General features: G+C 59.2%; 9 protein-coding genes. 1 reads left to right on the top strand and 8 read right to left on the bottom strand.

Translation table 11 applies throughout. The annotated features are described in order from the left end of the window. Nucleotides 1-72: 72 nt before the first annotated feature. The 8 genes from H8790_RS00655 to htpG all read right to left on the bottom strand — a co-directional run bounded on the left by H8790_RS00655 (nucleotide 73) and on the right by htpG (nucleotide 10,819). Nucleotides 73-1,173, bottom strand: a complete 1,101-nt coding sequence (locus H8790_RS00655) for a glycerol dehydrogenase (RefSeq protein ID WP_187333186.1) — start codon at nucleotides 1,171-1,173, stop codon at nucleotides 73-75. Between the two features lie 100 nt (nucleotides 1,174-1,273). Further along, nucleotides 1,274-2,770: a Na+/H+ antiporter NhaC gene (gene nhaC / locus H8790_RS00650; protein WP_187333185.1), complete on the bottom strand. Its 1,497-nt coding sequence runs from the start codon at nucleotides 2,768-2,770 to the stop codon at nucleotides 1,274-1,276. A 46-nt stretch (nucleotides 2,771-2,816) separates the two neighbouring features. Next, nucleotides 2,817-3,938, bottom strand: coding sequence for an ATP-NAD kinase family protein (locus tag H8790_RS00645; protein WP_187333184.1), 1,122 nt, complete (start codon nucleotides 3,936-3,938; stop codon nucleotides 2,817-2,819). Between the two features lie 2 nt (nucleotides 3,939-3,940). After that, nucleotides 3,941-5,503: an aminomethyl-transferring glycine dehydrogenase subunit GcvPB gene (gene gcvPB / locus H8790_RS00640; protein ID WP_243208527.1), complete on the bottom strand. Its 1,563-nt coding sequence runs from the start codon at nucleotides 5,501-5,503 to the stop codon at nucleotides 3,941-3,943. A gap of 1 nt (nucleotide 5,504) precedes the next feature. Next, on the bottom strand, nucleotides 5,505-6,893 hold the full coding sequence (gene gcvPA / locus H8790_RS00635; RefSeq protein WP_187333183.1) for an aminomethyl-transferring glycine dehydrogenase subunit GcvPA: 1,389 nt from the start codon (nucleotides 6,891-6,893) through the stop codon (nucleotides 5,505-5,507). A 76-nt stretch (nucleotides 6,894-6,969) separates the two neighbouring features. Beyond that, the gene (locus tag H8790_RS00630; protein WP_187333182.1) at nucleotides 6,970-7,377 is read right to left on the bottom strand and encodes a Tim17/Tim22/Tim23/Pmp24 domain-containing protein; all 408 of its coding nucleotides are present in this window, start codon (nucleotides 7,375-7,377) and stop codon (nucleotides 6,970-6,972) included. Between the two features lie 81 nt (nucleotides 7,378-7,458). Next, nucleotides 7,459-8,457: an aminopeptidase gene (locus H8790_RS00625; RefSeq protein ID WP_187333181.1), complete on the bottom strand. Its 999-nt coding sequence runs from the start codon at nucleotides 8,455-8,457 to the stop codon at nucleotides 7,459-7,461. Between the two features lie 478 nt (nucleotides 8,458-8,935). Beyond that, entirely contained in the window at nucleotides 8,936-10,819 is a 1,884-nt protein-coding gene (gene htpG, locus H8790_RS00620) for a molecular chaperone HtpG (protein WP_187333180.1), read from the bottom strand. Between the two features lie 161 nt (nucleotides 10,820-10,980). On the opposite strand from htpG, the gene H8790_RS00615 reads away from it, so the two are divergent. After that, on the top strand, nucleotides 10,981-11,391 hold the full coding sequence (locus H8790_RS00615; protein WP_187333179.1) for a hypothetical protein: 411 nt from the start codon (nucleotides 10,981-10,983) through the stop codon (nucleotides 11,389-11,391). Nucleotides 11,392-11,539: the final 148 nt, after the last annotated feature.

Below are 11,539 nucleotides of genomic sequence, written 5' to 3'. Positions count from 1 at the left end.
CCCGCTTTTACGGAGTCCGGTTTCTGCTGCCTATCTGAATGCTGTTTGCAGAGAGTGCTTCCTTCACTTGGCTCAGTCTCTTCCGCCGTAGTAGCCGCCCAGCGTATCCGCCGCCAGGATCGCGTTGTAGATCAGCTCGGGTGTGGCCTGGAAGGGCTCGTTGGACATGATCTTGCGGCCGCAGGCGCGCTCGGCGGCCAGCATCAGCCGGTCGCGGTCCGCCTTGTCGATGCCGAAGTCCCTCAGGCAGACCGGCAGGCCCAGCGCGTTGGTCAGCGCCACATAATTCTTGACCTCGTCCGCCGGATACTGGCCCAGGACGATTTCGCCAAGGGTGGTAAAGGCCACGATCTCACCGTGTTTGAAGGACTGAAGCTCCTCAAAGGTGTTCAGCATGCCGGTGTCGATGGCATGGGCCGCTGCGCAGGAGGGGCCCTCAAAGCTCAGGCCAGCCATCAGCAAAATGGCCTCCACCACCCGCTCAAAAGCGGGCGTGACCACCTTGGTCTCGCAGGAGCGGCGTGCCTCCAGGCCGTATGTAAAGAGGGTCTCCTTACATGCCCTGGTCAGGACGGAGATCGTATGGGTGCGGGCGCCCCCGTCCACCACCTTGGCCCTGGAGTGGTCGCATGCCTCGCCCTCGTACCAGGCCGCCAGCGCATCGCCGATGCCCGCCATCAGGTGGGCCGTGGGCGCGGTGACGATCAGGTCCGTGTCCACCAGCGTCAGGTGGGGGTTGGCGGGAAATTCCAGCTCCACATCAAAAGTGTGCTGCTCCGTATAGACCACGGAGGAAGACGAGATGGGAGCGGTGCTGCTGACCGCGGTGGGCACTACCACCAACCTGCAATTGCACTGGAAGGAGGCCGCCCGGGATGCGTCCACCACCTTGCCTGCGCCAAGGCCGATGATGGTGTCCCGGTTTTCCTCCTTGGCCTGTTCGGCAATCCTGGCAATCTCCCGGTGGGTGCACTCTCCGCCAAACCTCATTTTGACGCAGTCCACTCCGTGATCGCTCAAGCTCCGGCAGATGGTATCGGCGCCCAAGGAGAACGAAATCTCATCCCCTACCAGAAGGGCCCGCTTGCCAATCTGCTCCACATAGTGGCCGATCTCCTTCAGGGCGCCCTGGCCCTGGATATACTTGGGGGGAAATACGATAGCATGTAACATAAATGATTCCTCCTATACCCGTTTCAACCCGCGGCCAGTCCGGCTGATCCCAGCTCCGCCCAACCGCTCCCATCCGGCGATACGCCACCGGGGCATCCTATTATACCTTTTCCAGGCGCTGGACCGGCTTGCTGATCCACGGCGTGTGGATTTCCTTGGGCTCCACAAAGTCGGGATCGTCGATCTCCTTCAGCAGTTCATCCGGGTCCTTGCGGGCAATGGTGAAGCCCGTGTAGCCGTAGATGATGGAGAAAATCCCGCAGGACCAGTTGAGGAAGCAGTAGGGCCCGTAGACCAGCGGCCCCACGCCAAGAAAGCCTGTCATGATGATGGCACAGGTGTTCCAGGGCACCAGGGGCGATGTGATGGAGCCCACGTCTTCGCAGATCCGGGAGAGGTTCTGCATCATCATGCCCCGCTCGGCAAAGGGCCTGCGGTACATTCTGGCAGTCATCACGATGGCCACATAGTTGTCGGCGGCCACGATGTTCAGCAGCAGGCAGGTCAGCGCCGCGCACAGGTACACAGTGCCGTCACGCCGCACGCGCTTCAAAATCGCATTGATGATGGTGCGCAGCATGCCGGACACATCCATGATTCCGCCAAAGGCCAGCACGCAGATGATGAAGGACACAGTCCACATCATGGAATCCATGCCGCCGCGGGTCAGCAGAGTGTCCACGGCCTCGATGCCGGTCTCGCTCACGTAGCCGTAGTGAAGCGCGTCGATGATATCCGCCAGGCCGTGGCCCTGGATAATGGAGCAGACGGCGCCCAGGACGGATACGCCTAAGATGCCGGGCAGCGCGGGGACCTGGAAGATGATCATCAGGACCACCAGTGCCATGGGCAGCAGCAGCCAGGGGGAGAGCTGGAAACTGCCGGCAATGCCGTCCAGCATGGCGTCGATGGCACCCATCTCCAGCGTACTGGTGGGAGCGTATCTGAGGCCCAGGACGGTGAACATCACCCAGGAGAACAGTACGGACGGGGTGACTGTCCAGACCATGTGGCGTACGTGGACAAAGATGTTGACCTTGTTGACGCCGGAGGCCAGGCAGGTGGTGTCGGACAGGGGGCTCATCTTGTCGCCGAAGTAGGCGCCGCAGATGACCGCGCCGGCCGTCATTCCCGGAGGAATGCCCAAAACGGAGCCCATGCCCATGGCCGCGATGCCCATGGTCCCGGCAGTGGTGTAGGTGCTTCCGGTGGAAAGGCCGGTGATCATGCAGATGATGTTGATGGTGAGCAGGAAGAACTTGGGGTTGATGATCTTCAGCCCGTAGTAGATCATGGCGGGCACAACGCCGCCCTGAATCCAGGAGCCGATGACCATGCCGATGACCATGATGACGATGAGGGACTGAAGGGCCGCGGAGATGGTGTTGACAATGCCGGCCTCCAGCTCCGCCCAGGTCATTCCGGTCCTCAGGGCAATGATTGCCGCGATGGCCGTGGCCGCGATGAAGGGCATCTGGGCGTCTCCCTTGCCCGCCATGATGACATAGGAGACCATCACCATCATGGCAAGCATTGCGATTGTGGATTCCAGCAAGGTTGGGTCTCGTCGAACTCGTGCCTTTTTTTCTTTCGCCATGGTTCTTTTCCTCCTCATATAGCACACTTTATCTGATTGGGTCTGCCTATGCCTGGACGGGATAGACCAGCGCCTGGCGGTATCCCGTGACGACACGGATATGGCCGGAAAGTCTCTGGCTGGCCGCCCCATCGTCCAGGTCGACAAAAAAGGGCGAACCGTTTAAATCTACTATTTTCTGCAAGGTCGCGATGACGGTGATATGCTCTGGGCCCACCATCTGGATGACGCGGCTGCTCAGCTGCTGGTTGCCCCGTCCAAAGAGGCAGCCCTGGCCGCCGATGGGCGTGATGATCAGCTCCGCCCGCTTGCCCTCTATCAGGCGCAGCAGCTCTCCCTCCCCCACATCCCGGGCCACGATCCGCCGGTTTTGGATGACATCCACGCCCAAAAGCGTCTTTTCCAGCCCCAAATAGTCGGTGACGCACCGGGTGGTGGTGCCGGCGCCCAGGATATACAGGCAGTCCGGCTCCATGTGCTCCACGATCTCCGTGGCGATGGCGTTGAGGGCAGAGCGCTCGTTGGAGCTGCCGGCCTTGAGCTTTTGCACCATCTCCTCGGCAAAGGGCACCGGGAGGTACCCATAGAGCCTTGCGCTGACACGGCCGCTGCGGTAGGCCTCCTCGTCGATGTCCATTACCTCCAACTCCCGCAGGGCGGTGATACGCCCCTCCAGGAACTGCGCGGCCAGGCGTCCGGCGCTCCGGGGGTTTTTGGCAAATACGGCGGAGTGGATTTTGACCCCGGCGGGAATCCCGATGGCCGGGACCTTCCCGCCGGTGGCCTCATAGATGTTGCGGGCCGTGCCGTCCCCGCCGGCAAACAGCAGCAAATCCACGCCCTCTTCCATCATTGCCCGGGCCGCCGCCTCCGTATCCCGGGGCGTAGTGGGATGGCTCAGCGCAAGGGGAAGCACCTCCGCTCTGAGCCCCGCGCCCAGGCATTCACTCTGCCCCATCTGGCCGGGACAGGTGAGTACCCGTGCCCTTGGCGCTCCGGATGCCAGCGCCTGGAGCGCCGTCAGCGCCCGCCGCGGGGACTCCTGCGCCGCGCCCCGCTCCCAGGCCAGGCGCTGGATTTCAGGGCCGTCGCTGCCCTTGAGCCCCACCCTCCCCCCGATGCCGGCAAGGGGGTTGACGATGACGCCGACCTTCTTCCCTTCCTCCATTGCTATCTGGTCTTGGCCACCTTCTTCTGATACATTTTCCAGGTGAAGGCCCACTTGCTCTCGTCCTTCATGCCGCTGTCGTCCCCCTGGGCAATGGTGCTGTTGTGGGGCGCAGTGCGGATGATGTCCGGGTTGGTGCGGGCTTCGTGGAAAAGTGTCTCAAAGATGGCGGCGTACTCATCCAGGTCGTGCTTGGAATAGGTCTCCGAGGGCTCCAGGGTAAAGGGCTGGGGCACCAGCCAGGGATGATGGCTGGTATAGAAATCGGTGACGCCGTAGTCCACAATCCGCCGGGAAAGGTCGTCGCTGGTGATGCCGGTCTCCTCGTACAGCTTCTGCATACTGTAGCGGACCTGCTCCACCCGGTGGTGTCCCTCGGAATAGGGGACGGTGACGCCGTCAATTTTGCTGATCAGCGTCATCAGGTAGTTGTTGTTCAGCGTGGCGGTCTCTCCCACCTTTTTGATCCCCTCGGCGCCTAAGTTCATAATCCAGGCGTAGGACTTGAGGACAATGTTGACGTTGCCCATAAAGCCCTTGATCTTGCCGATGCTTTCGGGGCGGTCGTAATCCAGGCCATAGCTCTCCCCGTCAAAGGTGACCACGGGGACGGGCAGGAACTTTTCCAGCTCCTTTTTCACGCCTATGACGCCGCAGGCGGGGCCGGAGCCGCCGTGGGGGGCGGCGAAGGTCTTGTGCAGGTTGAAGTGGCACAGGTCGAAGCCCGCTTCCCTGGCCCGGGCGATACCCAGGATGCCGTTGGTGTTGGCCTGGTCGTAGGCGCACAGCCCGCCCACCGAGTGAACCAGGTCTGTGAACTCCTTCATGTGGGGATTGTAGATGCCCGTATCCTCCGGGTTGGTCATCATCAGGCCCGCCGTGCGCTCGGAGAGCACGGACTTGAGGGCCTCCACGCTGGGGTAGCCGTTCTCATCGGGGTACAGGGTGATCACCTTGAAGCCCGCCACATTGGGGGTGGCGGCGTCGGCCGGGTGGGAAAAAATAGTGGTGATGATCTCGTCGCGCTGCGCCCCTTCGCCCCTTGACTCGTGGTAGGCCCGGATGATACAGGCATTGGTGAAGATGCCGGCCGTACCGCCGCTGGGATGGAAGGAGAATGCGTCCATGCCGGAGATGGCGTGGAACAGCTCCTCTGACCGGTGGACGATCTCCAGCATGCCCTGGACCGTGGACTCATCCTGGGCGGGATGGAGCTCCGTGACCTTGGGGGACTTCGCCAGCTCCTCGTCGATCTTGGGGTTGTATTTCATGGTGCAGGTACCCTGGCCCAGGTCGATGTTCAGGTCGTTGCCCAGGCACATCTGGGAAAGGCGCATATAGTGGCGGATCACCTGGGGCTGGGACAACTCCGGCAGGCGGGGCGCTTCCTTTCGCACCACGGCCTCCGGCAAAGCCGCCAGCACATCGCCCACCTCCTGGGCCACCGCCTCCTCCGTCCGGGGGACCAGGATACCCCGCTCGCCGGGAGAGGACAGGTCGAAGATCACAGGCTCATGCCAGGAAGCGGCGTGAAACTCCCGATTGATTCTTATATTGTGCATCATTTTATTTCACAGCCTCCTTCAGTGCGGCCGCCAGCTGTTTGAGGTCGGCCGCGCAGTGGACTTCAGTGATGCAGTAGAGCGCCGACTGCCCCAATTCGGGGAACTCCCCGGACAGGTCCTTGCCGCCGAATACGCCCTGCTCCAACAGAATTTGGTTGATTTCCCTCACGCTCTTTCCCGTGGCGTTGAAATCCACGACAAATTCGTGGAACATGGGGCCGGAGAAGACATCCGCCTTCACGCCGGGAATCTCGCCGATCAGCTGTTTGCCGTAGCGGGCGCGCTCCATCATGGTCTTGCCGATCTCGAACATGCCCTGGGGGCCCATGGTGGCCAGGTAAACGCCTGCGGTGATGCTGGAGAGGGTCTGGAGGCTGCCGGTAAAGTCCGGAGAGGTCTCACGCTTGATGTAGGAGCTGAACTGCTTGGTGGGCTTTCCAAAATAGAGGTCCCCGTTTTCCTCCGGGAACACGCTCAGCGGAGGAGAGGGGTGCTGAATCAGGAAGCACTCGTCGTCGCTGGTGGAGATAAAGCCGCACAGGCCGCCGCCATAGTTCATGTGGAGGCCCAACGGCTGCACATCGCCGCAGAGGATGTCCGCCTGATAGGATTTGGGGCTTGCAAGCACGCCCAGGGAGATGGGGTTCACGCCCACCACCACAAGGGCTCCCTTTTCATGGGCCAGGCGTGCAATCTCCGCGCCCTGGGTCTCGATGACGCCGAAATAGGACGGGCACTCAAAGTACACGCAGGCGGTCTCGCCGGTGAGCTGGGACTTCAACTCCTCCAGGTCCAAAAGCCCGGTCTCCCGGTCATATGCCAGTTCCTTCAGGTCCATGGCCGGACGGCAGAAGTTGTGCATGTGGGAGCGCTTGTCAGCGCTGATGCTGCGGGCAATCAGGGCCTCCTTGCGCCCTGTGATGCGGGCGGCCATCAGCAATGAGCTGCTGGCCGCTGCCAGGCCGTCATAGGTGATGCTGACCACATCCGTGTCCAGCAGCTCCGCCATCATGCTCATGTACTCGAACATGGCCTGATACTTGCCCTGGTCGGCATAGTAGCCGGCGTCATAGGCGGTGACGAACTCGCCGCGGCCGGCGATCTCGTTGCACACCGCGGGCACATGGTGCTGATAGCATCCGCCGCCCAAAAAGCTCAGGTTCTCTCCGCAGGTCTTGTTTTTTGCCAGGATTCTCTCCACATGCTGCTTGAGCTCGCACTCGGAAAGGAAGGGCTCGGGCAGGTCCAGCTCCTTTTTGAACCTGACCTCCTCCGGGATATCCTCATAGAGCTCCTCAATGCTTTTGATTCCAATGGTGTCCAGCATACTCTCCCTGACATCCTCCACTGAGTTTGGGATGTAGGGGTGGACAAGGGGTCTGTTTTTCATCGGTACTCCCTCCTTTGAACATTACCTCCACTGACATTCACATACCTTGGCCCGCAGGCTGCAAAGCAGTCTTACATCATGGCCGCCTTTTCCGCCGTTTCCTGCTCAGGCCAGCGCCCGGGCGGCGCGGCTCCCAGGCCCCCATGGCCGATCTCTCTTCCTCAACCTCCTTTTGAAAGTCTTCATACCACTTTTGATCCTCATCGGAAACCGGCTTTCGGTCCAGATGAATGATGTGCTCCACGATGAATCGTTTGGACCCGAACCCGATCAGCACCACGGCGGCCAGGGCCCCGGCGATTCCCGCCGGATCCCCCCACCGCATGCCGGCGCAATGGAACACGGCTCCGGTCACAAGCCCGGCAAGGGCAAAAAAGCAGAGGACCGCTCTGTCGATCTTTTTGATCCGGATGTAATCGATGCCGCTTCCGATCAATGCGAATCCCAGCATCCACAGGGAAATCGGTATTTTTTCCGCCAGCATGGCGCCCCCTTCCCGCAGTTCCGTAAATCCGGACTGCTGCCGATCCCCTCCTTCAGGAAGGGTGAATCCGCGTTCCGCTTCTTACTCGCCCAGGCAGACCATCCGGCCGTCCTTCACGATCGGCACATCGTCAAAGGTGATGGTGGGGTTATACTGCACCATGTCGATGTGCACCGTGGACCGGGCGGGCTGACCATAGTAGAAGCCGTTGCCCATTGCGATGTGGCAGGTGCCCCGGGCCTTCTTCTCCTCTTCAAAGTCCCCGTTGAAAAGGCACGCAGGATTCAGCCCAATGCCGATCTCCGCAATGTTGTCAGAGTCCTGGACCTCGCTGATCTGGCGGCGGATCTCGCGGCAGATCTTGGCGTCGCCGCCGACCACCTCCACAATGCGGCCGCCCTCCACCCTCAGCTCCACCGGCGTGGCGGGGCAGCCATAGTAGCAGATGGGCCCATCGATCACCAGCTTGCCATGGGTGGTGCCGATCACGGGCCCCAGGGAGACCTCGCCGTCGGACCAGGCCATGGCATCGCCGGGATTGCGGGCAATGCCGCACTCGATGATGGGCTCCATGTCGTTCATTTCCATGTACAGATCCGTGCCGGCCGGAGTGGTGATATGCGCCTTCTTATGTCCCCGCCAGATGGCCTGGAGCCGCTCGCCGTCGGCGTGTACCCTCTCATAGTCCGCAAGGGCGCCGCCCCGGGTGAAGTTATCGATGCTGCGCAGGCAGATGGAAACCTCGCGCAGTTTCTTCTCGTTGATGAGCTCCTTCAGGCGGTTGTTGTAAATGGCGGCGCCTGACGCCGTGGTCATACCCACGAATACGTCGCACTCCTCCATGGCCTTTTCCAGCGTCTTCGGGAAAATGGTGGCCTTATCCTTTCCACGGATGGGCATCATGCTGATGTTGTACTCCGCACCGCATTTCAGCGCGGCCGCAGCAATGGCGTTGGCCATGCGCATGTCGGTCTCGGGATCAATGGCGATGAGGACCTCCTCACCGGGTTTGACCGCCATCAGGTTGGAGAGCAGGTAATCCGCCCGCTCCATGCATTCAATGATTCTGTTGTCTTCCATCAGTATCTCCTCCTTGCATCCCTGCCTCGTCTCGGCCGGTTGTTCAGCCGGCTGTAATTTCAGTATACTGCCAATTTGGATATTTTCAACCAAATATTTATATTTTACGGAGTAAAACCGCCATTTTCTATACAACCATATAATTTGACATGCAAAACCGTCTTCTGTGCAAAGATGTACCGGTTTTATCCGGTGTTTTCTTGTGCAACTTGACCACTATTATGGATTAAATAATCCAAATGCAAGGGTGCGTTTGTGCGCTGCAGTTCTTCTTTCTTCACATTGAAAAATGTACAAAATTATAAGGTTTTTCGATGGTCATATATTTTTATCGCAGGAAATTCGCCCATTTCCGTCAAAATCGGGCTGTCCGGATACTATTATCGTACCCGTACAGCCCGTCTTTCTCTGCCGCATTTTGGCAGATGGGGAAAAAAACTGCGCCTTCCTACAGGAAGGCGCAGTAAAATGGGAGGAATTACTTCATCAGTTCGCAGACAAAATCCGTATAGGCGGAAGCATCCTCCAGGGGAAGCCCCGCAATGAGCAGAGCCTGGTCAAAGAGAAGCCTTGCGTACTTTTTCCCCTGTTCCGGATCAGAGGACGCGGCACGCTCCAAGGCCTCAAAGGCAGGATGGGCGGCATTGAGCTCCAGAATGCGGTCGGCCTTCAGCGGCCGGTCCGGCTGGACGGCGGCAAAATACTTCTCCATCTCAAAGCTCAGCCCGGGGCCGGCCGTGAGGCATACGGGATGGGATTTGAGTTTTTTGGAGAGCTTGACCTCTTTCACCTGGTCCCCCAGGGCCTCTTTCACAAAATCAAGGGTCTCCCGGTGGGCGGAGTCATCCTCCTGCTCCTTGTCCTCACCCTCCAGCTCCAGGTCGCCATCCACCACAGATCGGAACTCCTTATCCTGATACTTGCCGATCATCTGGATGGCGAACTCGTCCACCTCATCCACAAAATAGAGCATCTCATAGTTCTTCTCTTTGAGCAGCTCCGTCTGGGGCAGCTTATCCACGGCGGACAGCGTTTCGCCGGCGGCATAGTAGATCAGCTTCTGCCCCTCTCCCATCCGCTCCACATATTCAGCCAGTGTGGTGGGCTTTTCCTGGGTGGAGGAGTGGAACAGCAGCAGATCCTGGAGGCTCTCCTTGTTGGCGCCGTAGTCCGCCACCACGCCGTATTTCAGCTGGCGGCCAAAGATGGAGAAGAACTTCTCATACTCCTCCCGGTCGTTTTTCAGCAGCTTCTCCAGCTCGGAGCGGATTTTCTTCTCCAGGGACCGGGCAATGATCTTCAGCTGCCGGTCATGCTGGAGAAGCTCCCGTGAGATGTTCAGCGACAGGTCCGGGGAGTCCACTACGCCCCGGACAAAGCGGAACTGTTCCGGCAGCAGGTCCGCGCACTTATCCATAATCAGCACGCCGTTGGAATAGAGCTGCAGCCCCTTTTCAAACTCTTTGGAGTAGAAATCGTAGGGAGCGGCTGAGGGTATGAACAGCAGCGCCTTATAGGTCACGGCGCCTTCCAGGTCTGCGGTGATGACCTTCAGCGGCGGCGCATAGTCCATAAACTTGTCCCGGTAGAATTTTGCGTACTCGTCCTCACTCACCTCGGAGCGGCTGCGCTGCCACAGGGGCACCATGGAGTTTAGGGTCTCCACCTCCCGGTAGGTCTCATACTCCGGCTTGTCGTCCGGGGAGCCCTCCTTGCGGCGGCTCTTGGATACCTCCATTCGGATGGGGAAGCGGATATAGTCGGAATACTTTTTCACCAGGCCCTGGAGGCGGTAGCTGTCCAGGAATTCGCTGTACTGCTCCTCCTCGGCGTCGGGCTTGATGTGCATGATGATGTCGGTGCCGTGGCCCTCCTTTTCACATTCGTTGATGGTGTAGCCGTCGGCGCCGGAGGACTGCCAGCGGTAGGCCGCATCCTCGCCAAACTTCCTGGTGACCACCGTAATGCGGTCCGACACCATAAAGGCGGAGTAGAAGCCCACGCCGAACTGGCCGATCACATCCGTGTCCGCCGCACCCTCTCCAAGCTCCTGCTTAAACTGGAAGGATCCGGAGGAGGCGATGACGCCCAAATTGTTCTCCAAATCCTCCTTGTTCATGCCGATGCCGTTGTCCGACACGGTGATGGTGCGCGCCTCCGGGTCCACACTCAGTTCAATCCGAAAATCTTCCCGGCTCATCCCTACCTGATCGTCGGTCAGGCCGCGATAGCACAGCTTGTCGCAGGCGTCGCTGGCGTTGGAGATGATCTCCCGGAGGAAAATCTCCTTGTGGGTGTAAATTGAGTTGACCATCAGATCCAGCAGCCGCTTGGACTCTGCCTTGAACTGCCTTTTTGCCATAAAATGACACTCCTTTTTTCTCTTTTGTTTTGTTCAATGAGGATTATAGCACCCATGGAGAACGAAATAAATGTCCAATTTGTAAATTTACCCCAAAAGCTGTTTACTGTAAAACTTTTTTCAAGTAGAATAAGTACAATTGAGAAAAGGGGTCTTTTTACATGAAATTCCTGCAAAAAATCGGCGCCGGTTTTGCCCGCTTCATGTATGGCCGCAACGGCATGGATCACTTGAACCTGGCCCTGGTGTGGATGTGTCTCATTTCCAGCCTGCTCTCCAGCCTGCTGCGCATCGGCATTCTCTACTATTTCAGCATGGCGCTCTGGTGCATCGCCATTTTTCGCATGTTTTCCAAAAACGTCTACAAACGCCAGGAGGAAAACAGCAAGTGGTGCTCCTTCTGGTTTGGCTTGAAGTCCTCGCTCCGCAGCGCAAAAGAGCGCAGGCAGGACAAGGACCACAAGTATTTTGTCTGCAAAAACTGCAAAACCATCTGCCGCGTTCCCAGAGGGAAGGGGAAGATTGAGATCACCTGCCCCAAGTGCGGTACTAAAATCCATGGAAAGTCATAATGCCAAAAGCGCCAGCCGCATGCGGCTGGCGCTTTTTTTGCGGCCGCTGCATAGACTGTTTTGGGAGACTCGCCTCCTGCATGGCAGGCCGGGCTTCACCCAACAGCCGGGGAGGGCCGCTCCCTGACAGCCGAACCACTCACCTTGT

Origin of the sequence: Oscillibacter hominis (genome assembly GCF_014334055.1) — a bacterium.
GTDB lineage: Bacteria > Bacillota > Clostridia > Oscillospirales > Oscillospiraceae > Oscillibacter > Oscillibacter hominis.
Note: the sequence above shows the minus strand (reverse complement) of the source record. Positions and strands in the feature narration are given on the sequence as shown.